Source organism: Anabaena catenula FACHB-362 (assembly GCF_014698735.1).
GTDB classification, from domain to species: Bacteria; Cyanobacteriota; Cyanobacteriia; order Cyanobacteriales; family Nostocaceae; genus Anabaena; species Anabaena variabilis_A.
The window spans coordinates 17,942-43,686 of sequence record NZ_JACJTQ010000030.1 but is presented as its reverse complement, the minus strand read 5'-3'; the positions used below and the strand labels follow the sequence as shown (position 1 = coordinate 43,686).

The 25,745-nt window shown below is 39.0% G+C and carries 25 protein-coding genes and 1 pseudogene; 9 read left to right on the top strand and 17 right to left on the bottom strand.

Going from position 1 to position 25,745, the window contains the following annotated elements; translation table 11 throughout:
* The first annotated feature begins 255 nt into the window (after positions 1 to 255).
* A complete protein-coding gene (locus tag H6G68_RS18190) occupies positions 256 to 2,928 on the top strand; it encodes a DEAD/DEAH box helicase (RefSeq protein WP_190907909.1) in 2,673 nt (890 codons plus the stop codon).
* 184 nt (positions 2,929 to 3,112) lie between these two features.
* On the opposite strand, the gene H6G68_RS18185 is transcribed toward H6G68_RS18190, so the two are convergent.
* Positions 3,113 to 4,225, bottom strand: coding sequence for an aromatic ring-hydroxylating dioxygenase subunit alpha (locus tag H6G68_RS18185; protein ID WP_190907908.1), 1,113 nt, complete (start codon positions 4,223 to 4,225; stop codon positions 3,113 to 3,115).
* Between the two features lie 145 nt (positions 4,226 to 4,370).
* On the opposite strand from H6G68_RS18185, the gene H6G68_RS18180 reads away from it, so the two are divergent.
* Both H6G68_RS18180 and H6G68_RS18175 read left to right on the top strand, forming a co-directional pair.
* Complete coding sequence (locus H6G68_RS18180; protein WP_190907907.1) at positions 4,371 to 4,619, top strand: hypothetical protein; 249 nt, start codon at positions 4,371 to 4,373, stop codon at positions 4,617 to 4,619.
* A 135-nt stretch (positions 4,620 to 4,754) separates the two neighbouring features.
* Positions 4,755 to 5,168, top strand: a complete 414-nt coding sequence (locus H6G68_RS18175) for a heavy metal-responsive transcriptional regulator (protein ID WP_190907906.1) — start codon at positions 4,755 to 4,757, stop codon at positions 5,166 to 5,168.
* An 18-nt stretch (positions 5,169 to 5,186) separates the two neighbouring features.
* On the opposite strand, the gene H6G68_RS18170 is transcribed toward H6G68_RS18175, so the two are convergent.
* The 5 genes from H6G68_RS18170 to H6G68_RS18150 all read right to left on the bottom strand — a co-directional run bounded on the left by H6G68_RS18170 (position 5,187) and on the right by H6G68_RS18150 (position 9,697).
* On the bottom strand, positions 5,187 to 5,429 hold the full coding sequence (locus tag H6G68_RS18170; RefSeq protein WP_190907905.1) for a hypothetical protein: 243 nt from the start codon (positions 5,427 to 5,429) through the stop codon (positions 5,187 to 5,189).
* Positions 5,430 to 7,736 (bottom strand): heavy metal translocating P-type ATPase, encoded by a 2,307-nt coding sequence (locus H6G68_RS18165; RefSeq protein WP_190907904.1) that lies wholly within the window; start codon positions 7,734 to 7,736, stop codon positions 5,430 to 5,432. It abuts the gene before it with no gap.
* Between the two features lie 102 nt (positions 7,737 to 7,838).
* Positions 7,839 to 8,033, bottom strand: coding sequence for a heavy-metal-associated domain-containing protein (locus H6G68_RS18160; RefSeq protein ID WP_016952490.1), 195 nt, complete (start codon positions 8,031 to 8,033; stop codon positions 7,839 to 7,841).
* 28 nt (positions 8,034 to 8,061) lie between these two features.
* On the bottom strand, positions 8,062 to 8,658 hold the full coding sequence (locus H6G68_RS18155; protein WP_190907903.1) for a DUF305 domain-containing protein: 597 nt from the start codon (positions 8,656 to 8,658) through the stop codon (positions 8,062 to 8,064).
* A gap of 232 nt (positions 8,659 to 8,890) precedes the next feature.
* On the bottom strand, positions 8,891 to 9,697 hold the full coding sequence (locus H6G68_RS18150; protein WP_190907902.1) for a Ycf66 family protein: 807 nt from the start codon (positions 9,695 to 9,697) through the stop codon (positions 8,891 to 8,893).
* A gap of 218 nt (positions 9,698 to 9,915) precedes the next feature.
* Between H6G68_RS18150 and gndA the strand changes: the two genes are divergently transcribed.
* Positions 9,916 to 11,346 carry an NADP-dependent phosphogluconate dehydrogenase gene (gene gndA, locus H6G68_RS18145; protein WP_190907901.1) on the top strand — a complete coding sequence of 477 codons (1,431 nt, stop codon included), beginning with the start codon at positions 9,916 to 9,918 and terminating at the stop codon, positions 11,344 to 11,346.
* Between the two features lie 80 nt (positions 11,347 to 11,426).
* Here gndA and H6G68_RS27670 read toward each other — a convergent pair whose 3' ends face one another.
* The 5 genes from H6G68_RS27670 to H6G68_RS18125 form a co-directional block, all read right to left on the bottom strand.
* Complete coding sequence (locus H6G68_RS27670; RefSeq protein WP_277925541.1) at positions 11,427 to 11,552, bottom strand: hypothetical protein; 126 nt, start codon at positions 11,550 to 11,552, stop codon at positions 11,427 to 11,429.
* Positions 11,552 to 11,740 (bottom strand): RNA-binding S4 domain-containing protein, encoded by a 189-nt coding sequence (locus H6G68_RS18140; RefSeq protein WP_190907900.1) that lies wholly within the window; start codon positions 11,738 to 11,740, stop codon positions 11,552 to 11,554. Before H6G68_RS18140 ends, H6G68_RS27670 begins: the two co-directional genes overlap by 1 nt.
* Before the next feature lie 74 nt (positions 11,741 to 11,814).
* Positions 11,815 to 13,326, bottom strand: a complete 1,512-nt coding sequence (ilvA, locus tag H6G68_RS18135; RefSeq protein ID WP_190907899.1) for a threonine ammonia-lyase, biosynthetic — start codon at positions 13,324 to 13,326, stop codon at positions 11,815 to 11,817.
* Positions 13,327 to 13,520: 194 nt separating this feature from the next.
* Positions 13,521 to 14,483 carry a hypothetical protein gene (locus H6G68_RS18130; RefSeq protein WP_190907898.1) on the bottom strand — a complete coding sequence of 321 codons (963 nt, stop codon included), beginning with the start codon at positions 14,481 to 14,483 and terminating at the stop codon, positions 13,521 to 13,523.
* A gap of 5 nt (positions 14,484 to 14,488) precedes the next feature.
* Positions 14,489 to 16,285, bottom strand: a complete 1,797-nt coding sequence (locus H6G68_RS18125) for an AAA family ATPase (RefSeq protein ID WP_190907897.1) — start codon at positions 16,283 to 16,285, stop codon at positions 14,489 to 14,491.
* Positions 16,286 to 16,650: 365 nt separating this feature from the next.
* Between H6G68_RS18125 and H6G68_RS18120 the strand changes: the two genes are divergently transcribed.
* On the top strand, positions 16,651 to 17,028 hold the full coding sequence (locus tag H6G68_RS18120) for a helix-turn-helix domain-containing protein (protein ID WP_190907896.1): 378 nt from the start codon (positions 16,651 to 16,653) through the stop codon (positions 17,026 to 17,028).
* Positions 17,029 to 17,250: 222 nt separating this feature from the next.
* Here the strand turns inward: H6G68_RS18120 and H6G68_RS18115 are convergent, their stop codons facing one another.
* Entirely contained in the window at positions 17,251 to 17,856 is a 606-nt protein-coding gene (locus H6G68_RS18115; protein ID WP_190907895.1) for a hypothetical protein, read from the bottom strand.
* 238 nt (positions 17,857 to 18,094) lie between these two features.
* On the opposite strand from H6G68_RS18115, the gene H6G68_RS18110 reads away from it, so the two are divergent.
* The 3 genes from H6G68_RS18110 to coaBC are packed head-to-tail and all read left to right on the top strand — an operon-like array spanning position 18,095 to position 21,620.
* Complete coding sequence (locus H6G68_RS18110) at positions 18,095 to 19,234, top strand: serine/threonine-protein kinase (RefSeq protein WP_190907894.1); 1,140 nt, start codon at positions 18,095 to 18,097, stop codon at positions 19,232 to 19,234.
* 55 nt (positions 19,235 to 19,289) lie between these two features.
* Positions 19,290 to 20,357 (top strand): class I SAM-dependent methyltransferase, encoded by a 1,068-nt coding sequence (locus tag H6G68_RS18105; protein ID WP_190907893.1) that lies wholly within the window; start codon positions 19,290 to 19,292, stop codon positions 20,355 to 20,357.
* 51 nt (positions 20,358 to 20,408) lie between these two features.
* On the top strand, positions 20,409 to 21,620 hold the full coding sequence (gene coaBC / locus H6G68_RS18100; RefSeq protein WP_190907892.1) for a bifunctional phosphopantothenoylcysteine decarboxylase/phosphopantothenate--cysteine ligase CoaBC: 1,212 nt from the start codon (positions 20,409 to 20,411) through the stop codon (positions 21,618 to 21,620).
* A gap of 119 nt (positions 21,621 to 21,739) precedes the next feature.
* On the opposite strand, the gene H6G68_RS18095 is transcribed toward coaBC, so the two are convergent.
* From H6G68_RS18095 to H6G68_RS18085, 3 genes are all read right to left on the bottom strand, one after another.
* On the bottom strand, positions 21,740 to 21,901 hold the full coding sequence (locus tag H6G68_RS18095; RefSeq protein WP_242045309.1) for a hypothetical protein: 162 nt from the start codon (positions 21,899 to 21,901) through the stop codon (positions 21,740 to 21,742).
* Positions 21,902 to 21,957: 56 nt separating this feature from the next.
* Positions 21,958 to 23,547 carry an ATP-dependent nuclease gene (locus H6G68_RS18090; RefSeq protein WP_190907891.1) on the bottom strand — a complete coding sequence of 530 codons (1,590 nt, stop codon included), beginning with the start codon at positions 23,545 to 23,547 and terminating at the stop codon, positions 21,958 to 21,960.
* Between the two features lie 327 nt (positions 23,548 to 23,874).
* Positions 23,875 to 24,099: a type II toxin-antitoxin system HicB family antitoxin gene (locus H6G68_RS18085; RefSeq protein WP_190907890.1), complete on the bottom strand. Its 225-nt coding sequence runs from the start codon at positions 24,097 to 24,099 to the stop codon at positions 23,875 to 23,877.
* 4 nt (positions 24,100 to 24,103) lie between these two features.
* Between H6G68_RS18085 and H6G68_RS18080 the strand changes: the two genes are divergently transcribed.
* Positions 24,104 to 24,259, top strand: a complete 156-nt coding sequence (locus H6G68_RS18080; protein WP_190907930.1) for a hypothetical protein — start codon at positions 24,104 to 24,106, stop codon at positions 24,257 to 24,259.
* A 16-nt stretch (positions 24,260 to 24,275) separates the two neighbouring features.
* On the opposite strand, the gene H6G68_RS18075 is transcribed toward H6G68_RS18080, so the two are convergent.
* Both H6G68_RS18075 and H6G68_RS18070 read right to left on the bottom strand, forming a co-directional pair.
* On the bottom strand, positions 24,276 to 24,680 hold the full coding sequence (locus tag H6G68_RS18075; RefSeq protein ID WP_190907889.1) for an SH3 domain-containing protein: 405 nt from the start codon (positions 24,678 to 24,680) through the stop codon (positions 24,276 to 24,278).
* A 140-nt stretch (positions 24,681 to 24,820) separates the two neighbouring features.
* Positions 24,821 to 25,709, bottom strand: a pseudogene (locus tag H6G68_RS18070) (DUF2887 domain-containing protein).
* Positions 25,710 to 25,745 lie beyond the last annotated feature (36 nt).

Below are 25,745 nucleotides of genomic sequence, written 5' to 3'. Positions count from 1 at the left end.
CGACTGTAGTACAATCAGTAAATTAGACGGTATAACTAACTAATTATACATAAACTTGCTATATAAATTCTTAGATACTCCCGCCCGAACCATCCACCAAAGTTAGTAAAGTTGCAGTGACGATATGAATACAACTACTGAGACAGAAATCTACCATGCAACCACTAACCCCCACAATTTGTGCTTTAGCTCTCAACGTAGCAAATCACGAATCACGTTATGATAGTAGACAGTCTGGTTGCAAAAGATGATTGAGTGAACTATCCTGTCCCATCTTCAGAAATTGACTTAGAGTCAATATTTCCCTTTGAATTAGATCAATTCCAACAAGAAGCGATCGCCTCCCTCAATGCTGGACGCTCCGTAGTTGTCTGTGCGCCCACCGGTTCAGGTAAAACATTAATTGGGGAATACGCCATTTATCGCGCCTTGTCGCGGGGAAAACGTGTATTTTACACCACCCCTCTTAAGGCATTGTCGAATCAAAAATTACGAGACTTTCGAGAAAAATTCGGCTTTGATCAGGTTGGACTACTAACTGGAGACGCTTCTGTTAACAGAGATGCGCCCATTTTAGTCATGACCACCGAAATCTTCCGCAATATGCTCTATGGAACACCCATAGGGCAAATTGGCATCTCCTTAGTAGACGTTGAAGCAGTGGTACTAGATGAATGCCACTACATGAACGATCGCCAACGAGGTACAGTTTGGGAAGAATCCATTATTTACTGTCCCCGTGAAGTGCAACTTGTCGCCCTTTCCGCCACAGTTGCCAATAGTGACCAACTCACCGACTGGCTAAATCGCGTTCATGGGCCCACAGACCTGATATACTCCGATTTTCGCCCAGTTCCCTTAGAATTTCACTATTGCAATCCCAAAGGGCTGTTTCCCCTACTCAATGACAGCAACACCAAAATTAACCCCCGCCTAATTAAGCGTGGTAAAAAAGGACAAGGAGAGCGGGGTAAAGCTGGCAGACCAGAAGCCCCCGGCATCATTTATACCCTCAGTCAACTCCAGCAACGAGATATGTTGCCAGCCATTTACTTTATCTTCAGCCGCAGAGGATGTGATAAAGCTGTGGACGAAGTTGGTGATTTATGGCTGGTAAATAACGACGAATCCCAAATATTACGGCGACAGATTGATGACTTTTTAAGCCGCAATCCCGACGCTGGACGGACAGGACAAATTAAACCGCTCTACCGAGGCATTGCCGCTCACCATGCCGGAATATTGCCAGCATGGAAAGTGTTAGTAGAAGAACTATTTCAACAGGGGCTGATTAAGGTTGTATTTGCCACAGAAACCTTGGCAGCGGGAATAAATATGCCCGCCCGCACCACAGTTATTTCCACCCTTTCTAAGCGAACTGACAACGGACATCGTTTATTGAAAGCTTCCGAGTTTCTGCAAATGTCAGGTCGGGCAGGTCGTCGGGGGATGGATCTCCAAGGTTATGTAGTCACAGTCCAAACTCCCTTTGAAGGAGCTAAAGAAGCAGCGTATTTGGCCACATCCGAAGCAGATCCTTTAGTTAGCCAGTTTACGCCCAGCTATGGCATGGTACTCAACTTACTGCAAACCCACTCCTTAGAGCAAACCAGAGAACTGATCGAACGCAGCTTTGGTCAGTACATGGCGACTTTGCATTTAAGACCAGAGTACGACGAAATTGCGGCAATACAAGCCGAATTAAGGCAAATACAAGATGAATTGGCTGCAATTGATGAAAATGAATTGGCGTTATATGAAAAATTGCGCCAACGCCTGAAAGTAGAACGCCATATATTAAAAACCTTACAAGAGCAAGCGCGGGAAGATAGACAAGAACAATTGGTGATGATGCTGGATTTTGCCGTGTCTGGGACATTGTTGAGTCTTAAAGACAAAAACATCACAGCAACTTTACCGATGACAGCGGTATTAGTTCACAAAGCGCCAAATGCTGGTCAAGCTTCTTACTTCGTATGTTTAGGGCAGGATAACCGCTGGTATGTAGTCACAAGTGCAGATGTCGTTGATTTATATGCCGAATTGCCAAGAGTTGAAGTGTCCCCTGACATCATCCCACCCTCAGAACTGGCATTAAAACGGGGGCAGTGTGTCCGTGGTCATCAAGAAACAGCAGCGATCGCACAAAGCATACCCGATCCTGGCGAATTTATGTATATGCCACAAGAAGTGGTAGAACAACTCAGTCGTGTTAACGCCGTGCAATCGCAATTAGAAAACCATCCCTTACATCAATCAGGGAACATAGCCACAATATTTAAACGCAGGGCGCGTTGTGTAGAATTAGAAGCAGAACTGGAAGAAGTTCAAGGGCAAGTAGAACAACAGTCCCAACGACATTGGGAAGAGTTTCTCAATTTAATTCAAATCTTGCAGCACTTTGGCGGTTTAGATAACTTAGTCCCCACACAATTAGGACAAATGGCCGCCGCTATTCGGGGCGAAAATGAATTGTGGTTGGGTTTAGTCATCGCTAGTGGTGAATTAAATCATTTAGATCCTCATCATTTAGCGGCTGCGGCTGCGGCTTTGGTGACAGAAACACCACGTCCCGATAGTAAGGTACGCTTTGATCTGAGTGAAGAGGTAGCCGATGCTTTGGCGAAATTACGGGGGATTCGTCGGCAAATTTTCCAACTGCAACGCCGTTATAATGTAGCCCTGCCTATCTGGTTGGAATTTGAATTAATAGCGATGGTAGAACAGTGGGCATTAGGTGTGGAGTGGGTAGAATTATGTGCCAATACCACCTTGGATGAAGGTGATGTAGTCAGAATTTTACGCCGGACATTGGATTTATTATCCCAAATTCCCCATGTTCCCCATATTCCAGACTCTTTGCGACGCAATGCTCAACGAGCGATGCAGTTGATTGATCGGTTTCCTGTCAATGAGTCCATGGAGTAAGGGGGACACGGTGACGCGGTGACACGGAGACGGGGAGATTCAATAAAATTGAGTCAGCATGAAAATCTGTGTTAATTTATACGATTTTAAATTCTGACAGTGGTTATACTTATTGCTAAGGTTCTACCTGGGAATTGATGAAGTGGCTTGTCCACTTCATTTTTATGGGCAGAATGTGGAATTTTTAATCATTCACTAGCTCATCACGCCATTTTTCGCGGTTTTCGCGTTTTTCTACATCTCGCACCTCACCATCACGCGCTCGCTCTAAATTCCCCATTGCCCAACTTTCCCACTTGAGGCTTTTTTGTCTTTCCAAGTGGTTGATAAATTGTATTATCGACTGGTCAGCCTGAATAGGTGTTTTTAAATTAAACTGAATTGTTTGGAAAATTTTGCTGTCATTCTTAATGAAGTAGTGAGTTAAAATTTCAGTTAGCCACAGCACAAATCGATTATACATTTTACCAAAAATACTTGTGCGTTTCTTAGTAAGAAAAATCGCCTGACCTTCTGCTTTTCCACCTTCTATAAGACGTAAAGTAAACATAATATAGAAATGCAAAAAGTCTGGGCCAAATGTCACCATTCCAGTCGTACCATACCAATAACAAAGACTGTAAGTAACAGGATTTTTATAGAAGGGACGAATCAGTTTAATCAAAAAATAATCTTCGCCATCCTGTGCAATGTTACTGAAAGTAATGGCATTCTCATTCAGTTCCTGTTTTTCAAAAATCAATTCTGATACCAGCTTGTGGACTGTATTAAAATGTTGAGTATCAATAGCATTAATCATCACCACATTCGGGTGACAATTTGTGATAAAACGCGCTCCAAAATTACTATCACACTCCTCAATTTCTAACTCTGGAATAAACGGTAAAGGTTGTTGTGGTGTTTCTCCAGTCCAAATCCAAATCATGCCATATTTTTCGGCGGTAGGCCAAGTTTTGGCTTTGACATTAATCGGCTCATCTAAACAGGGAACATCAACACAGAATCCTTCTGCATCGTATTTCCAATGATGAAAAAAACATCGCAATTCATTACCCTCAACCTTCCCTTCAGCAAGATGAGCGCCCATATGTGGACAGTAAGCATCAAAAATAACTGCTCGTTGATCTTGACCACGATAAATTACTAATTCTCTCCCTAAAACTGTGACAGGTTTTACTTCATAAACCCTTAATTTTCGAGAGGGTATTACCCAATACCACCCCTCAATAAAACGTTCTGGGTTATTGAAAGTTTTAAGTTTCCGGGGGTAGCTAACATTCTCAGCGTTGACGTTCATTTTTATGGTTTCACTTGCCGTGAAGCGGTTAATCTAGAACTATCATGGCAAGCTAATAAAAACAGTTATTTTCAGTACTAAGCTAAAACCTAAGATGTCGGGTGTGTGAGGAGGAAAGTCCTTAAAACACGGTAAACTTAGGACAATGGTGGTGCAATACTGTTCGGTTAAGCTAAAAACATTAAATCAGGTAGGTTGGGGAGCCATCGCCTTGGACGGGTTTCCCGGCTTGTGGCGAATGGCGTTTGACGTTCTTGTTACCCAACATTTACGGACTTTTGTTGGGTTGCGCTGTCGCTTAACCCAACCTACAAAAACTCTTAACCGACAAGTATTGAATGGTGGTGTACTTTCTAAGCTAATACCATTTTGGATTTTGGATTTTAGGTTGTGAAACATAGACGGGTAATACGTTGGTGCTATCCATCTGTCACAATTATTTTCCCTAATGGTATAATCCACTCTACAGATGTTTGATGTTTAATTAAATTAACCTACTTAATAATTACAATATTGGGGGAAATCAGTTATGTTAACTCAAGATAAACAACTGCTTTTAATTGGTCAGGTAACAGAACTAAGTGGAATTTCCATCAGGACAATTCGCTATTATGAAAGTTTAGATTTAATTCAAGCATCAGCACGCACTGAAGGAGGTTTTCGTCAGTTTTCCTTAGATGTCTTGACTCGTTTAGATTTCATTAAAAGAGCGCAACATCTGGGTTTAAGTCTGGAAGAAATTCGAGATATTCTTCAGGTGTATGATCAAGGAGAACCACCTTGTGGTGAAATTCAAGACAAGTTGCAAGAAAAACTATTGAAAATAGACGATCAAATTGAACAGTTGTTAACTTTACGTGGGGAGATTCAAGGGTTACTTTCAGGCTGGCAAAATAGGGACAAACAACCACAAAAAAGTATTTGTCCTATTATTCAAAAATAGAGTTTAATTTGGCGACTTCTATTCGTTATTAGTCAACTGAGTCGGTGATACTTTTGATTTACTGTAAATAAACCACCATAACTCGATGCCAATTAAGGCTAAACCACCGACTGTAACAGCAACTTTCAAACTGAATGGTTGCTCAATTCTGTGAAATTCGCTAGTTTTCATGGAGTGGTTAGCTGGCATTTCTGCTACTGCACTTGATGTTAGCAGTAATAAACCAATAAGACTTCCCCAAATAGTTTTTTGATTTAACATTTACTTAACTCCTGGTTGAAAGTTACGCAATCTTAAGGCATTAGTGACTACAGAAACGGAAGAAAAGGCCATTGCAGCACCAGCAATAATGGGATTCAGTAACCAACCAAAAATAGGGTAGAGAATACCCGCAGCAATAGGAATGCCAATAATGTTATAAATAAAAGCAAAGAAGAGATTTTGCTGAATATTGTTGATAGTAGCGCGGCTGAGTTGTATGGCGGTAACAATGCCTTGCAAGTCTCCAGAAATCAGGGTAATATCACTAGCAGCGATCGCAATATCTGTTCCTGTACCAATGGCAATCCCTACATCTGCTTGTGCTAAAGCTGGGGCATCATTGATACCATCCCCCACCATAGCGACAATTTGAGATTTTCTATTTGTTTTATTGAGATTATTTGGTAGAGACGTTGCATGCAACGTCTCTACATTAGATTGCAAAGATTGAATAATAGCGGCTTTTTGGTCTGGACGGACTTGGGCAAAAACCTGGTTGATACCAACTTGAAGTGCGATCGCATCCGCAGTTTGCTGATTGTCTCCAGTTAACATTACCACTTCTAAACCTAAATTTTGCAATGCTTTGACTGCCTGTGCTGATGAAGGTTTGAGGGCATCACTAATAGCCATTATTCCTTGTAATGCACCATCAACAGCTATGAAAATCACTGTTTTCCCTGCCGATTCCCAACCCAATTGATACTGCTGTAGAGAATCTGGATTAATTCCTATTTCTGTTAACCAGCGTTGTGTACCGATTTGCACCAGATGGTCATTGACAACCCCTTGTACACCACTACCAGCAATAGCCAGAAAATTATTAACCGTTGCTAAACTCACTTCTTGGGATTTGGCATATTGTACCACCGCTTCTGCCAAAGGATGCTCTGAATTTCTTTCTACAGTTGCGGCTAACTGCAACAATACCAGTTCATTACTATTTGCTGTGCCATGAACAGTGACAAAATCAGTAACTGTGGGTTTACCTTGAGTTAAAGTCCCGGTTTTATCTAAGACGATAATTTGGATTTTGTGGGCTAACTCCAAACTTTCAGCACCTTTAATTAAAATACCATTTTCCGCACCAATACCTGTTCCCACCATCACAGAAGTAGGAGTAGCTAAACCCAAAGCACAGGGACAGGCGATAATCAGAACACCCACAGTTGTCATCGTCGCGAGGGTGAGATTACCCATGATATTAAACCAAATCACAAAAGTTGTAATTGCGATCGCAATCACAGCCGGCACAAACCAACCCGTTACCTGATCTGCTAAACGTTGAATAGGTGCTTTTGAACCCTGCGCTTCTTGCACCCATTTGACAATTTGTGCCAAAAAAGTATCTTTTCCTACCCTTGTTGCCCTAAACTTAAAACTACCAGTTTTATTAATAGTCGCCCCAATCACCTCATCTCCTGGTAACTTCTTTCTTGGTAAACTTTCACCTGTAACCATTGCCTCATCTACCGTTGAAGCACCTTCAATCACTTCACCATCTACGGGAATCTTTTCTCCAGGACGTACCAAAATCACATCATTAATTCTGACCTCAGCAATGGAGATATCCATTTCTACATCATTGCGAATCACTCTAGCAGTTTTCGCTTGTAGTCCCATGAGTTTGCGAATCGCTTCCGAAGTTTTTCCCCTAGCGCGACTTTCCAAAAATCGACCTAACAAAATTAAAGTGACAACCATTGCTGCAACTTCATAATAAACATGAGGTTCTAAACCTTGGCTAATCAACAAACCAGGAAATAGCGTCACCACCAGAGAATATAAATAAGCCGTCCCCGTCCCCAAAGCAATCAAAGTATCCATCGTTGCAGTATGGTGTTTGAGAGACTTCCAACCATTGCGGAAAAAAGACCAACCACACCAAAATTCAACAGGTGTCGTCAACACCAACTGCAACCAAGGATGATGTAAAAAGCTGGGAATAAAAGGCAAATTTAACCCCGTCATCATCGGTAAAGAACCGAAAAACAGGAAAATGCTAATTACACCTCCCGTCTTCAACTTGAGAATCAGTTCCTGTTGTTCTGCTAACCTACTCGCTGTTTCTGTATCATCTTCGCCTTGTGCTTCTGACAGCGAAAAAGACGAATAACCCGCAGCCTCAATAGCAGCTTGGATTTTCTCTAAATTTGTCAGTTTGGAATCATAATTTATACTAGCTTGCTCTGCACCAAAATTAACATTACAATCAATCACCCCAGGAACCGACAAAATTGCCTGTTCCACATTATTAGCGCAACCAGCGCAACTCATACCTCGAAGTTTGAGAGTGAGATTATCCATATTGGTAAGTTAAATTTTTCAGCCGCAGATAAATGCAGACAATTTATCTGTGTTCGTCTGCGTGTATCTGCGGTTTTTTTAGAGAATTGACTCAGCACCGTATTAAGCAGGAGGATACCCAGCAGCCACCAAAGCTTCCTTAATTGCTGTTTCTGAAGCTTGAGTATCTACGCTGACCAGCTTAGTTTTTGGGTCAGCATCTATGTTAGCGTTAGCATCTACAGCCTTTAGGGCATTAGTGATATTGGTTGCACAAGTCGAACAAGCCATTCCGGGAACTGTGAGTTTGAGTGTCATAGGTTTATTGAATCTGATGAAAAACTAATTAAGATGACGCTTTAGACAACTGCTCTAATTGCTGAATTTGAGCGGTTTGCGTTTTGATGATATCTTGAGCTAGATCGCGGAGTTGTTTGTGAGTAGCACTGTTCATGGCTTTCTGTGCCATCATCACAGACATTTGCTGATGGTGAGTCATCCGCTGTAGAAATGCTTTGTCAAAGTCGGGGGAATTTTGCAAAGATTCCATATTCATCATTCCAGCCATTCCCTGATCTTTGCCATGCTGCATTCCCATACAATTCATAGTAGTAGCGGGAACTTCTGTGCCATACAACTTTTTGTACAAGGCTTTCAGTTGCTCAATTTCTTTGGTTTGATCAGTTTTTATCGTTCCAGCCAATGTTTTAATTTCTGGATTTGTAGCTTTTTGTACAGCTAAATCCGCCATTTCTATACTTTTCTGGTCATGATGAATCATCATGGCGACGAAACGCTGATCTTCCCACTTCTGCGTCATAGTAGTAGTCACCCCAGCAGGAGAAGATGGTGACTGGTGGTGCTGTTGTGCTACGGCGCTGTAGGTTGTCGATAAAGCGACAATTAATCCGACAAACCCATAATTTACTAATTTGTTAAGCATACTGTTGCTCCTTTCGCTTCCTCAGGAAGGTTGAGGGCATTTCCGCCAAAAATCAGTAAATGGTATTGCCGTGTTACCAATTTTCGGCTGAGAGTCCTGTTAAATTCATCCTAAACCCTCTAGTGGGATAGAGAGTCTAGAGGAGATTTATAAATCTTAATAATTTTATGAATAAGACGCGGAGCGTATCACCGCGTCAGCTTTAATGATTAGTATTCAGCCGGACAGGATATCAGTCCTGTGGTGTTTGTTCTATTGGTGTTTCGGCTGGGGGAGCAAGTACCGCGTCTGGTGCGACTTCCTCAATGGGAATTGCTGGTTTTGCTTCTGTTTCCCCTTGCGCTGCTTCCACCAGTTCCGGTGATGGGGGGTTGGGAGGAATTACTTCTGGTATACTAACGATTTTATCTTCTATTAGTTGTTCTGCTACGGCAACAGTTACTGCTTCTATTGCCACTTCCTGACTCTCCGTCACCGCGTCACCGCGTCCCCCCGTCACCGCGTCACCGCGTCCCTCCGTCGTAGCTTCTGGGGAAGGTACTTCTATTTCGCTAGGTTGTGCTGGTATAGAACCGGTTTTATCAATTACTTCAACAACAGGTTTTGGTGTAGGTGTAGATGGCTTTTTAGTCATTGTTTGCTCTACCTTACCTTTGACACCACTGAACACACCACCAATAAATGCTGGTAATTGTCCCAGTTTTTCCTGTAGAGAAAAATTAGATACTTGGTCTTGTATACTAATCTTCACTAGCTCCAAACTAGGTATAGGCGTTTGTTGTCTTTCTGGTGTGAGTTGCCGACGTAATGACAGAGTTTGCCAGCCAAAAGAACTCAAAAGAGCAACACTAGCTACATGACCCAGCAGTAAACCCCCAGTAATTCGGGGTGCAAAAATCCATAAGACCAAGGCATAGAACAACCCAACCCCACTCCAAATAAAGTCATTCTTACGGTGGATTTCCGGGAAGAAGAAAGCTGCTATGTAAATGGCTAGGCTGCCAAGTCCAACTACTAAGGCTAGGAAATAGGCCAGCATTTTTCAATACTCCTGATTGTTTCATTTGTGCCAGTATTTTAATTTTGCAAATTTTGTTACTGAATTGTTGACTTAGATACAAATTAAAACTAAATATTGATGTTAGTTGTGATTTTTTTAAATATAGAAAAACTCTTAATATCTTCTTTAGGAGTGAAGCGAAAATCTCGGATTACCCTTAAAGAGAAAGGATCTGCAAGAGTTAGCCAAACAAATTTATGACCCTACAAAGCTTTGGTGTGATTGGATTAGCCGTTATGGGCGAGAACATCGCTCTCAACGTTGAGCGTAATGGCTTCCCAATTGCAGTTTACAACCGCTCTCGCGAAAAAACCGATGCCTTCATGGCGCAACGCGCAGGAGGACGGAATGTTGTTGCAGCCTTTACCCTAGAAGAATTTGTCGCCGCACTAGAACGTCCCCGCAAAATTTTGGTGATGGTGCAAGCTGGTAAGCCTGTTGATGCGGTAATTCAACAGCTTAAACCCTTGCTACAAGAAGGTGATATCATTATTGACGGTGGTAACTCTTGGTTTGAAGATACCGAAAGACGTACTCAGGAATTAGAACCCACTGGTTTACGCTATATCGGTATGGGTGTGAGTGGTGGTGAAGAAGGTGCGCTGAATGGACCTTCACTCATGCCTGGTGGTACAAAAAGTTCCTATGAGTACCTCTCCCCTATTTTCAACAAGATTGCGGCTCAAGTTGATGATGGTCCTTGTGTAACCTACATTGGCCCCGGTGGATCTGGTCACTATGTGAAAATGGTTCACAACGGTATTGAGTACGGCGATATGCAGTTAATTGCAGAAGCCTACGATTTGCTGAAAAATGTGGCTGGTTTAAGTGCTACTCAGCTACATGAAGTGTTTGCCCAGTGGAATACAACTGATGAACTCAATTCATTTTTGATTGAGATTACAGCTAATATTTTCCCCTACGTTGATCCCGAAACCAAGAAACCCCTAGTTGACTTAATTGTTGATGCTGCGGGTCAAAAGGGAACTGGACGTTGGACAGTACAAACTGCTTTGGAATTGGGCGTTGCTATCCCTACAATTACAGCAGCGGTAAATTCTCGGATTATCTCTTCTATTCGAGATGAACGGATTGCGGCTTCTAAGCAAATCACTGGGCCTACTGCTAAGTATACCGGAGAAATCAAGGCTTTTGTGAACATGGTGCGTGATGCGCTCTATTGTTCCAAAATTTGTTCTTATGCTCAAGGTATGGCGCTGTTATCTACAGCTTCCAAGACTTACAATTGGGATTTGAATCTGGGTGAAATGGCTCGGATTTGGAAGGGTGGTTGTATTATTCGGGCTGGCTTCTTGAATAAGATTAAGAAGGCTTTTGACGAAAATCCAGCTTTACCAAACTTGCTATTAGCACCTGAATTTAAGCAAACAATTCTGGATAGACAAGCTGCTTGGCGGGAAGTCATTATTACTGCTGCTAAATTGGGTATTCCTGTTCCAGCTTTCAGTGCTTCTCTAGATTACTTCGATAGCTACCGCCGCGATCGCTTGCCACAAAACTTGACTCAAGCACAACGCGACTATTTCGGCGCTCACACTTATCTTCGTACTGATAAGCCAGGCAGTTTTCACACTGAATGGGTTCCCATTGCTGAAGCTAAGAAGTAAGATACTTCTGGTTAAACTTTAAAGTTAGTTCTTGCTGTTGATTTGGGCAAGGTTGACTGTAGGGGCGGGTTTTCCCGCCCTTAATCGTAAGAATTAAACCCACATTCCGCCTGTTCTAATTTAGCTACTTGTTTGTTAGCTTTTAAGAACTCTTCTTGGATTTTTTTGGCTAGTTTATTGGGGTTGAATAGTAACAGAGAAAACATTAAATCACATCTCCAACTTTGAAAATTCTACCATTGACTGTTACTTGGTCTGTTGGTTCTAATTTCTTTCCACGTCGAGTTTCAACTGTGCCATTGACTTTAACTTCACCATCAACAATCATCAATTTGGCTTGACCTCCTGTTGAGGCTATACCTACTAACTTTAAGAACTGATCGAGTTTAATCATTTTGTTCATTGTCGAAAGTAATTTACCTTGCTTTTTACTTTAAATTGTAAGGCGATGTGTGGGAATATGATGCTTCAACCTAAAAATAGCTGATATGCAGGATTTTGACTTTCATCCCAATAGTGATAACCAAGAGTATCTAGAAATGCTTGCCATTCTTCCATTTCATGGGGTGGTACTTGCATTCCCACAACAATACGCCCGTAATCTGCACCATTGTTGCGATAGTGAAAGAGGCTGATATTCCAATTGGGGGACATAGAACCCACAAATTTCATTAATGCGCCGGGACGTTCGAGAAATTCAAAACGGTATAATAATTCATTGTGGGCGAGGGAAGAATGTCCACCTACCATATGACGCAGGTGTAATTTTGTTAATTCGTCGTCGGTTAAATCAATAGTTTTTAAGCCGTTAGTTTCAAATTTGGCAACTATTTTGGCTGCGTCAGCACGGTTTTCAATTTGCACACCGACAAAAATATGTGCTTCTTTATTATCAGCAATGCGATAATTAAATTCAGTTAGATTGCGATTGCCTATACATTCACAAAACTGATGCAGACTTCCCGGTTCTTCGGGAATAGTCACTGCAAAAATGGCTTCTCGACGTTCTCCAAATTCTGCTCTTTCTGCCACAAAACGCAAGCGGTCAAAGTTCATGTTAGCACCGCAAGCAACGGCGATGAGGGTTTTTCCTTGAATTTGTTCTCGTTCGACGTAGGCTTTGGCAGCTGCGATCGCTAATGCCCCGGCAGGTTCTAAAATAGAACGGGTATCCTCAAACACATCTTTGATCGCTGCACAGGTAGCATCTGTATCCACCAAAATGATTTCATCCACATATTGCTGACACAAACGGAAGGTTTCTTCCCCCACTTCCCGCACTGCTACACCATCAGCAAATAAACCGACTTGGGACAAGCGCACCCGATGACCGGCTTTGAGAGATTGACTCATAGCATCAGCATCTACTGGTTCGACACCGATAATTTTGATTTCTGGACGCAACCGTTTCACATAAGCTGCAATACCGGAAATTAAACCCCCGCCTCCAATAGCCACAAATATTGCATGGATAGGTTGTTGATATTGTCGCAGGATTTCCATGCCGATGGTTCCCTGTCCAGCGATGACATCAGGATCATCAAATGGATGTATAAAGGTTAACCCTTTTTCTGCTTCCAATTGCCGAGCGTGGGCGTAAGCATCATCATAGTTATTGCCATGTAGTACAACTTCTCCTCCCCGTGCTTTGACTGCGTTTATTTTTACCTGGGGTGTGATGACAGGCATCACGATAATTGCTGTTGTTCCCAAGCGACGGGCAGCTAAGGCTACACCTTGGGCATGATTACCAGCAGAGGCGGCAATCACACCTTGTTTAAGTAAGTCTGGTGGCAGGTTGACCATTTTGTTGTATGCGCCCCGCAGTTTGAAGGAGAAGACAGATTGCATATCTTCCCGCTTCAGTAGGAGTTTGTTATTCAGTCTGGCGGAGAGGTTCGGCGCATTTTCCAGTGGTGTTTCCTGGGCTACATCATAGACGCGGGCGGTGAGGATTTGTACCAGGTAATCGCAATACATATCAAGGGGTGCAGTTGGGGTTGGATGTTAATTTTACCCCTTGTTGGGTGTTTGGGGTGGATGGGTTTTTGTGATAGGGGCGATAGTATTTGCTGTTGCATCAGGGGTAACTAGAAATATAATTTATATTAATTTGTATTTTTAATCTAAGTAAAATGTTACTTTAGTAAATTCATAATCCACTATTTAACCCACTATTCACCTGCATGAAAATCAGGATCAAATTCATAGAAGCATATTTGATTATTTACTGTACAGAAGAAAATTCGTGAACATCTTCTATCAATAGTTCCTCTTCCCATTTGAAATACATCTGCACTAGTTTTAGTATATTTCTTTTGATCAATTGTTATTTTTACAGATTTATGTTTATGTAATCTAACATCTATATCTTGTGCATAAATAACTTGAGTTAGAGAGTCAATAAATTTTAGTTTGTATTCTGTATCTTCTTCAGTTATTTTTGCGCTGTTAATAGTTCTCCAAAAATTTGCATGAAAAATATAGTCTTGCTGTGGTAAATTAGGATTCATACGACCAGTCAGAACAGCTTGATGATAACAAATATTTATTATCTTTCTCATCACCTTATCATTGATAGTTTCTTTTTGTAATAGTTGGCAGATATCAAATAGTTCATATACCGTTGCAATTTGTTTTAAATCTACATTAATTAATTGTTCTGATACCAATGTAATTTTAGTTTGATAAGGCAAAGGACTTATAATACGAAGTAATGAATCCTGCTGAGAACATAAAACACATTGATTAATTAGTGATTCCCAAGCAGATAAAACTTCATCAGGAACATGACTGTTAGTACATAAAAAAGCCGAAATTACACTATCTTGTATCTCACAATTACTAGGACACCAATCAATTCTCCTAGTTAATCTTGACAATTCATCACTGAATAACTTTACGTAAAAATTTTCCACTGTAGGTTCGTTTTTGAAAGGATTATAATGATAGATTTTGCTAAATAATTCCTCACTAAATTTAAATTTAACCAATTTATATAAACTATTTGAATCTTTTTCAACTTCCTCAATATAATCAATAATTTCGACAAGTGATGCAAAAATTTCTGCATATACTCTGGTTTTCCAAGTATCTTCATTAACTACTAAATAAACTGGATCAAGATAGTTTTTCATCCTTATTACAAATTAGACATCCGTTTTTTTAAGGTGGCTGATATTAAATCTCGTGAATCATTTTCATCAAAGAATCCGACTGGCCAGTTTTCTATTTCTCCATATTTATTAACTTCAATAGGTTTAGCAATAGAACTTTTATTTTCCTCGTCACAACTTACAAAAAGTATGTTAATTAAATTTCTGGTATCATTAGACTCTTCTTGAGCAATTCTTAAACATAGCCTGTATATGAAATGCTCACTATGGGTTTCAACTACAAGATTTTTACCTGATTTAGCCATACAAATAAAAAAATCAGCAAGCTTTGATTGTAAAGATGGATGTAGATGAATCTCAGGCTGTTCTAAAATTATTGTTTCTCCTTCAGTCATTCTTAGACATTCCACAATGATTGGTAAAATTTGACTAACACCAAATCCTACATCTGTTAAATCTAATTTAATTCCTAAAGAATCAACTTTTACTTGGTTTATAACTCCACTTAGCTCATTTATAGAATGTATGGGAGGAAGTTTCATAAAATCAGATAGCCACCAGTTTACACTATCAATTAATTTATCTTTATCTCTTAATTCATATTTTTTAATAGATTTTTGTTCGCAAATACATCTATAGTATTTAGGAATAATTGTTTCTTTTTCTACAGCTAGAACTAATGGCATATTTTCACCATTTATACCAATATCTATTATTCTTAAATTATTAAATGGATAGAATCTTTTTGGTGCTTCACGTATTGGTCCAATATATCTAAATCCTGACCATAATTTTCTTAATAAAATAACTGTAGCTCTATAAGAAAAGTAATAATCTAATAGAGATACTCCCTTACTTATTGATAAATTTGATAAATCTTCATCTTCTTTACTTATTGATAAATTTGATAAATCTTCATCTTCTTTACTTATTGATAAATCTATGGTTATATATTTATCTTTTTGTGGCTGTTGTTTATCAAGATTAATCATTATTATTATTGATTCTAAATGGGTAACAATCGTATCAATAAGTTTTTCCAAATAACCTGATACTTTACCTCTGCCCATAGATGGTAATTTTTCTCTTATTCTTTTGAGAATACTAGAACTTTGTTGAGGAAAATTGTTGATTAATGTTTGGGTAGGAAATATACTCTGGAAAGTTACTTGAGCATTATCAAAACATTCTTCTTCGATAATTCCTTCTTGAAATAATTTAATATTTTTATCATCCAAATATTTAAATAATTCTCGAATTTTACTAATGCAGTTGTCTCTATAATCTCTATATTTGTAATTGCGATATATCCATTTTGCTATAATATCTTTAATTGAAATATTTCTGAATTTTATTTTATATTTACCATCATTTTTCCTAATCAATTCTAGTGAAAAATCGCTATTTAAATCTTTAAACAAAAAGTTAAATATTTCAAGTTGGGTAAGTGAGTTTTCAATTTCTATATTTTTTATTTTTACAGTCAATTCTGAATTAATAGAGTAATATTTATGAGGTCTAATTTCTATTTTTTCATTTTCTACTTTCCATTTTAATACTATTTCTTCATCATTTGAATGGTTATAAACTACATCTAAAAAACTGCCTAATTGAACGTATGAATCATTAAAAGTTAATGGTAATTGTCCATAAGTATTTGGCAAAGTTTTCGTTGGATTAGACTGTTTCATCAAAAGTAAACTCTGAATCAAAGAACTTTTTCCAGAGTTATTAGTACCACAAATAACGGTCAGTGGTTTAAGGTTTACTGACTGAAGTTCTTTAAAACCTTTGAAATTTGATAATGAAAAACTAATAGACATTTTTCCGCCCTTAACTCAAAGAGTAATTTATGATACACTAATGACAACCTAAAATTGATTAATCATTACTTATTTTATAAAGTTATTGGCATAACCACAATATAAAAACAGGTAAAATATTGATTCTTATTCATCATATCACTTTGCGAAAGCTTTTATCAGCAGATTCAGAATGAAATTATGGCAGGGAGGAGAATAAATTTTAGATAATAAACAGCTTGTCCTAACCCACTACGGTAAACTCAGTGGTAGAGGTGTGTAAATAATTGAACCTGATCAATCTTATCCAGTTTGGTCGCCTTATGATTCTTTCGACGCTGCCAATATTATGTTAGAAGTCTTACAAGCAGCAAAATCTCAAAACAATGACTAATTCTGAAAGATATCCTTATCAACCAGAAATCATCAAAACCGACGAAGAAAACGATCATTTTTTACCAATTGTCGAATATTTTCTTTATCGTCCTCATCTCACACCAGAAGAAAGTACATTATTAGAATTATTAGTGAGATTAATTGAGGAATTTGAAAATAAACATTATCAACTAAATGTTTCTAATCCTCGTTCCAGAATTTTGCATTTATTAGAAGCGCAGGATTTAGGAATAAGTGATTTAGTTCCTATTTTGGGTTCGAGTGAGTCAGTTTCTCAGGTGATTAATGGTGAGATGGAAGTCACACAGGAACAAGCTGAAATGTTAGGTAATTTGTTTCATGTTGATGCAAGTTTGTTTATTGAATAAAAACCATCCTGTAAATCCTAAAATCCTGGACATCCTGATTCAGATAATAGTATAAAATTTGCTTTTCTCTATTAGTCATTTTTTGATATATCACAATTACTCCTATTGCATCAATTTTGAAAAAAGGCTAATTGGTTGATTAATCAATTATTACCTATTCTATCATCTTCTTTCATCCTGTAAATCCTTAAATCCTGTAAATCCTGATTCTGACAAATTATTTCACAACAAATCTTCAATCAACTTATTATTTGTATCCGTTTTAAACTCCAACAATGCACGCGCACCTGAAGGACAAACAACTTGATTATTCTGCACAAAAGGCTGAATTGTTCTAGGTTGAGTTACAGAATCCCTTGTTAAACAAATTACCCCATGAGGTTTATTGTCTAATATAAATATTCCTCCAATATGGCTGTATCGAATAAATCTGTTACCTGCAATTTTTTCACCTAAACTTTTTTCCCTACCCAGAGAATATACCAATACAGCCTGATTGTTAACATCCATTAAAAAATCGTATCTTTTTTTATAATCATTATTTATTGCACCTGATACATAAGCTGGTAAGTCAGCTAGTGTTTTTGCAAAAATACGATTTTTTCGATAGTGGATAATTTGACTTTTTAGAGTTACTCTAACTTGCTCTTGCGAATTACCTTTCCAAATATTATCTACCCTAGCAAAGAAAGATGGCATAACTATAATATATAGTCCTATAGCAACGATGCTAAATACCAGTAAAATATCTAAACCTGAATGCCAAGATGTCCAAGGTAATAGCTTTTTATGATTATCATGATTTTTAGTGTTTTGTTCTTCAGCCATCGTGTTTATATTCGCTTTACTTGAATATTTATACTGTTAGCTATAATTTAAATTATGGCAGAATTGATAGTTAGGGTAAATTTAGGGTAATAAGCCGATCATCAATGTAAAGATTGCTAACAAAACGCCAGTAGAGCGATCGCTTATCCTAAATTGCGAGTAGTCACCCCAAAGTCTGAGCAAGTTTCAAACAACCCAGCGACAAGGCACAATAAAGATAAGTACGAGTTATTTCTCTATGAGTTACTGCCTTAATCCCCATTGTTCCAAACCGGAAAACCCTGATGATGTCAAGTTTTGCCTGACTTGTGGTACAAAATTATTCCTCAAAGAACGCTACCGTGCTATCAAACCGATAGGACAAGGTGGTTTTGGCAGAACTTTTTTAGCCGTGGATGAGGATAAACCCTCAAAACCGCCCTGTGTCATTAAGCAATTTTACCCCCAAGCCCAAGGTACAAACACGGTACAAAAAGCAGTAGAGTTATTTAACCAAGAAGCAGTACAGTTAGACGAATTAGGACAACATCCCCAAATTCCTGCACTTTTGGCATATTGTAACCAAGATGACAGGCAGTATCTTGTACAAGAATTTATTGACGGGCTAAACTTAGCCCAGGAATTAGCAACTAAAGGTGCTTTTAATGAAACGCAGATTCGGCAATTACTGAATGATTTATTACCAGTGCTACAATTTTGTCATGCTAGACAAGTCATACATCGAGATATTAAGCCAGAAAATATTATTCGTCGGGTTAGTGATCATAAATTGGTAATTGTAGATTTTGGGGCTGCGAAATCTACCACAGGTACAGCCCTGAACCGTACAGGTACAAGTATAGGTAGTCCCGAATATGTCGCACCGGAACAAATGCGCGGGAGGGCGATTTTTGCCAGTGATATTTATAGTTTAGGCGTAACTTGTATTAATCTTTTAACAGAGCGATCGCCTTTTGATAGCTATGATAGTCATAATGCTGCTTGGATTTGGGGACAATATCTCAAAACTCCGGTAAGTAAAGAATTAAGTCAGATTATTGACAAAATGGTAGAAAGCATTCCCAATCGCCGCTACCAAACTGCCGATCAAGTTCTTAAAGCTTTAAATCATCATCAGTCACCCGTTAATATCCCACCGACAATTATCACTAAACCCGTTACCCAAGCATCACCAACTTCTCCACCTACCTTTGTTTCTCAAACTTCTCCTGAAATTGAGAAAGAATTACTGGAACTAAAAACGCAATTTACAGGTGGTAACGTACAACCGCCAAATGTTCCCAAACAACCATCTAATCCTACATCTGTGCCTACGAGTAATGATGCTGTAGACAAAGAATTAGAGGAGATGAGAGCTAAGTTTCTTGGTAATGGGTAATTGGCAGAAGGCAGAGGAAGCGGGGGAAGCAGAGAAAGCAGGGGAGGAAAGAAAGATGACAACGCAATTAATAGAACAATCTAAAACCGAAGCATTTGCAGAAAGACTCTTTGATATTCTCAATAGTGGCGCACTAACCCTGGCCATTTCAATTGGTCATCGCACTCGTTTATTCGATACAATGGCGGAACTGCCACCAGCAACCAGTGAAGAAATTGCTCAAGCAGCAGGACTCAATGAACGGTATGTACGAGAGTGGTTAGGTGCAGTGGTGACAGGTCGAATTATTGATTATGATCCCCTGAATCGCACCTATCATTTACCACCAGAACACGCTGCGTTACTGACTCGTGCTGCTACACCAGATAATGTCGCAGTAACCATGCAGCTAGTCCCCCTCATAGCCAACGTTGAAGACAAAATTATTGAATGCTTTAATCACGGTGGTGGGGTTCCCTATTCTGCATATACTCGATTTCATGAAGTAATGGCAGAAGATAGTGGTCAAACAGTTGTGGCTGTACTGACAGATGCAATTTTACCCTTAGTTCCTGGTCTAATTGAGGCATTAAACGCGGGGATTCAGGTGCTAGATACAGGATGTGGCAGTGGTCGTGCTATTAACAAGATGGCGCAAGCATTTCCACAGAGTCAGTTTAGCGGATATGATTTTAGTGAAGAAGCGATCGCCCGCGCACAACAAGAAGCCCAAAACCTGGGTTTAACCAACATCAATTTTCAGGTGCGGGATGCAGCAATAGAGTTTGAGCATGAGTATGATCTAATTACCGCTTTTGATGCCATTCACGATCAAGCACAACCAGCAAAAGTCTTAAGTAATATTGCCAAGGCGTTGCGTTCAACGGGAACATTCCTGATGCAAGATATTCGTGCTTCCAGCCACCTTCACCAAAATCTGGATCATCTAGCAGGCCCTTTTCTTTACAGTGTTTCTTTGATGCACTGTATGTCTGTTTCTTTAGCTGCTGATGGTGCAGGACTGGGTACAGTGTGGGGAGAAGAAAAAGCCTTGGAAATGCTCAAAGATGCAGGATTTAGACAAGTGGAGGTTAAACAACTCCCCCATGATCCCTTAAATAACTTCTACATTGCTACAAAATAAAGTGCGGAAGGTGGGTCTATTTTAGTATTTGTAAATGCCTAAAATCAAAAAATGCTATCATCTGCAAATCTAAAATCCAAACGAGTTGTTGTTGCTTTAGGTGGCGGTATAGCTGCCTATAAAATCTGTGAATTGGTTTCCACTCTATTTAAATCTGGGGTAGAAGTACGAGTTATTCTCACTAAATCTGCTCAAGAATTTATCACACCTTTGACTTTAGCAACTTTATCCCGTCATCAAGCCTACACCGATGATGATTTTTGGCAACCAATTTATTCCCGTCCTTTGCATATTGAGTTGGGTGAATGGGCTGATTTAATTGTGATTGCGCCTTTAACCGCTAATACTTTGGCTAAGTTAACTTATGGAATGGCAGATAATTTGCTGACAAATACCGTTCTCGCTTCTACTTGTCCTGTGTTGTTAGCACCGGCAATGAATACGGATATGTGGGAACAGGTAGCAGTAAAAAGGAATTGGCGGCAGTTATTGACAGATAGTAGATTTTATGGTATGGGAACGGGTTCTGGATTGTTGGCGTGCGATCGCATCGGTGCTGGGAGAATGGCAGAACCCGCAGAAATTTTTGTTTATATTCAATCTTTATTACACACCCAAGGAATCAGAGATTTAGCCGGGAAACAGGTTTTAATCAGCGCTGGGGGAACGCGAGAATATTTAGATCCGGTGCGGTTTATTGGCAATCCCTCAACTGGTAAAATGGGTTTAGCTTTAGCACAGGCTGCACTACACAGAGGCGCAAAGGTAATATTAGTCCATTGTCCAGCAAGTTGGGATGTACCTTTGGGAGTGGAAGCAATTGAGGTAATTAGTGCAGACGAAATGCAGCAGGTGATGTTAAAGCATTTAGCCAATGCAGATATCATTGTTATGTCAGCCGCAGTTGCAGACGTAAAGCCTAGAGATTATAGTACCGAAAAATTGCCCAAGCGATCGCTTCCTGAAAATCTACCTCTAGCAGCTGTACCGGATATTGTCGCTGAAATCGGAAATCGCAAACAACCCCATCAATATTTAATTGGTTTTGCAGCACAAACCGGGGATATTATTACACCTGCAAAAGAGAAATTGCAAAGAAAGAAATTAGATGCAATTGTAGCCAATCCTATTGATAAAGTTGATAGTGGTTTTGGGAGTGATAATAATCAAGCGGTGTTTTTAGATAAAGAAGGAAGAGAGATAGAAATTCCGGCTTGTTCTAAATTAGAAATGGCGCATTATTTGTTTGATTTTGTTGTTTAATAGACATATCCGGTAAAGTAGAGACGTTCCATGGAACGTCTCTACAAGGGTTTCAAACCAGGTACATTTAATTTTCACCAGATGTATCTTAGTATCCAGAACAATTAACTTTCTCATCGTTATATTGTACTTTCTTTAGCATTCTGGAAATCAGTAAATAATTCATCTTCACTAATACCTCTTGTTTCCAGCAATTGTTTAATTTTTTGTACTGCTTCTTGTAAAGCCATTAAATCTTGTTTTTGAGGAGTAGGCTGTGTTGGTATTTGGAAATGGCGCATTATTTGTTTAATTTTTTAATGGGTAATTTGCGAAGAGGGAAAACGTTGAAATTTTATTATAAAAACCCTTGAATAAAATCAATAATTTTTGGTGCTTCTCCAGGATTTGATTGAAATGCGCTTTTAATTAAGTGACTGCCTACAACTTTTTCATCAAGACTTAAATGTTTTGCTGCTGTATATAATTCATTATGCTTACCTGCCATGACAGCTACATCTAATAAATAGTCTACTTCTTCATTTGACATCTCTAATTCTCTCAAAAACCTTTCATAATATGGGGTTTTATCTGTGGGTTTAGTGATCCATAACTCAGGCCATTCCTTACCTGGTATAAACATCAAACGGTTTTTTACCCAAATTGTTGCTCCTTCTTCCAAAGTCTTCTTTTCAAGAGCATTAAGAAATATTCTTATATGATTATTCTTTTCTGCTTCTGATGATTTGTCACCATCAAGAAATACTACAACTTCTACTACTTTACTTGTTTTATGTAAGGCTTCTTTATATCTAGCAGCGAGATGTTTCATAACTGCTGCTGAAGAACCAATAGGTAAAATTTCAGTACGTGAGCGAAGTTCTTTATTTAATACTGTTTCCAAGATCAATTTAGCAGCCTGATCTTCAACTAAAATATCTAATTCACTATTTGGACGCTCCGATAGTTTTCCAGTTGCATAAACTGAGGAAATTTCTGATGTGATAATAGTCTTACTGCCCATCCTTTCGATAAAAATCCTACCTTCTGGTGGCAAAGATTCCAGAATAGAGGAAGAATGAGTTGTACAAATAATTTGAACTTTGCGTTTTTCACAAATATTCTTTAACTCTTTAATTAAACTTTCTTGTGCTTTCTCATGAAGACCTAATTCTATTTCGTCAATTAAGATAAGAGAGCCTTCAGGACATTGATTGAGAGTTGAAAATAACTCAAATAAAGACTGTTCACCTGCTCCCATATTAAAACCAGAATATATATTCTGTTCTCCTTTTGCTACCAGGGGTAAACGGTATGTAGTGTGTCCTCTATAGCTAAAGTTAGTATATTGATTACCTAAAATTCTGCCTACAACGTCACGAACATGATTTTCCCATCCATGTTCTGTTATTGGCTGGAATTTTCCTCGATAATTTTTAGATACGCTTCTTTCAGCCTGTGGAACCATACGCTCAACACCAAGAAAGATTACAGTCCGGTTAACTCGTGAAGCATAATTATTCCACTTACCACCAGATTTTTTACAGCGTAACTGCCAACCTGCTTTAGCTGTTTCTGTATTATTCTTTGTAAGTTTCCATCTATTATAAAGAATTTTGTAGTATATATCTATATCACCAAGTGCAGCTTCTTCTTTTGTTTGGATAAAAAAATCTGAAAAAGTATAGTAAGAATTTTGCCTTCTAGGAAGCTTAAAGCCTTTTTCATTATTATGAAATGCACAGGCAGCTAAAGCTAAAACTGTAGTTTTTCCAGAACCATTTCGACCAGCTATTGCTGTAATTGGATAACGGAAGTCAATTGTTACATTTTCAAGACCGCGTATTTGACCTGTTGTAAGTTTTATTGAGAGCAGAGTTGCACGAGTGGTATCGTTAATAAACCACTTAGAATTTTTATTATCTAAATCTGAATAAGTATATGCCATTTCACAAATATAAATAAGTATTGTTTAAGGTCAGTATAACATTTAGTGTAGTATACACGAGCATATAAAGACATACAAGTTGGTTTAATAAATATCTTGAACTTTGATTTTATAACTCCTGCTTTCTGCTTTGCGTGAAACACCAAATTTAACTATGCTGAGTTTACCCAGATACCCGCCCAGAACTAAAGTTCCGGTCTAATAGCCAAAGTCCGTTAAAACGGACTAAAAATTAATTTATATTGTACTCAGTGGAAAACTACCGTAAGTATTTGTAAATTGGGTTAAGCAACGCGCAACCCAACAAAAAATTAATCAATGTAAAAATTACGCCACTTTAAAAAACGTGCCTAAAACTCGCGGTTCGAGAAGCGGTTCACCATCTGCTAAACATGACTCAATCAGCATTTCTAACACTTCCTGACCATTTTTTAAAGCTTCTTCGTAAGTTTCTCCATGAGTACAAGGCTGCATTACATTAGTAAAATCAGGCAGTAAAACTACATAACATTGATCTTCTTCAGACCATTGAATAATTATTGTATATTTCATTCTTTTGGTTTCTCCTGTTCGTCTGCTTCGATCTTCTTTAGTTAGTTTGCGACAAATTCGCTCTAAAATAGTTGCTTCTGGTAAGCCCTTATTAAATGAAGAGGAAATAGAAAAAGAACTTGCTAGTCGCAGAGGTGGACTACAAGGTAGAAAAGAATAAAAATAACTTATAATGACTAACTAATCGAATAAGGTATTGGTTTAATAAACTGAGTATTTGCACGCACAAAACATCGAATTTTTACATCTTCTGCACTACCTTCCTTGGCAACATATAGCCAGGGTTTACCTCGTTTATCTCGATAAATTTTTGGCGTTCCCACAATATTGATATTGTCGCCTTTTAAAAGCGATCGCACTACACGGTAATTTTCTCCAGCTTGAGCGCGGCAATTAAGTTTGTTAGTTACAACCCCCCATACCAAATGTGGAGATTGTTTCCCATTTTGAAACTTACTGAAAATTGATGTGTAGTCACCTTGTCTGTTTGGTTGAGGATATTGGAAATTAGGTTGAGCGATCGCTAATGTAGGAGCGAGAGAAATTGCTGTACTTAAAGTAATTGATAAAAGTGATTTCATGACTGGAAGTGTATAAATTTGATTTCGAGTATTAAATCCTTTGCCTGGAATTGAACTGAAATTACTCAGCATTAACTCATAAGACATCGGGATTAGCGATCGCTTTCCTCCTTTGCGCCTCTGCGTCTGAAGCGTGAGACTTACCCTTTCACTTCACCTTGTAACCACCCTTCCAAATCAACCAAACTAGAGAAATCCAACAAAGCATCACCTAAAGCTTCCAACCGTTCCAGCGACAAAACCTGAACCTGACGCTGAAGTTCATCAGAAAACTCACCAAATCGCCGTTTTAATAGTCGGAGGACGAGCGATCGCGCTTCTTCTATCCGTCCTTCTTCCCTCGCATCCCGAAAAGCTCTCGGTTCTTCCAGATTCAGTCCCAACATAGCTTCAATCTCCTCTCGACTCAGGTTAGAAAACTTGTAGACAATTATCGTCGTCACCCTTCGGGTTCGGCAGTCGCTCATGGGGGAAACCCCCAAGACCGCGCTGCCTCACCAATTCTATTATCGCTTGTTCCGATTGTTGCTGTGCTTGCTCTAGCAAAAACTGCGCGGCTTCCACTGCTTCCGTTTCAGGAACCGTAGTCAGCAACATCAAACCTAATCCCAGCGGTTGCTGTTGTACCTTCCCCAACTCATCCAGATATACCCGTCGCACTTGATTACTTTCCAACAAAGCACGATGAATAGTTGAGTTAGAGGGTTCCAAACTCCGAGAACCAAAAATTATCACCCCAGACCAATCATCATAACGGATAGAATGCCGATACAGAAACAAAAACAACTCCGAAAAGAAGCGATGATACAAATCATCATCCTTTTGAAACTGCACCTCAGCAAAAAATACAGTTTTAGAAACTGCATCAGCAGGAGGTAGAAATACACCATCAATCCTAAATGCTGTTTCCTTCACCTCCACCGATTCAAACTGGTATTGCTTTGCTTCTGGGGGTGGTTCGTCCACCAATTCAAACAGCAAACCCGGAAATTGCTTAAATAACTTGTAAAATATCGAGTCCCGGCGCATTGTTATTACTCTACAGCGTCCAAATCATGATTGTAA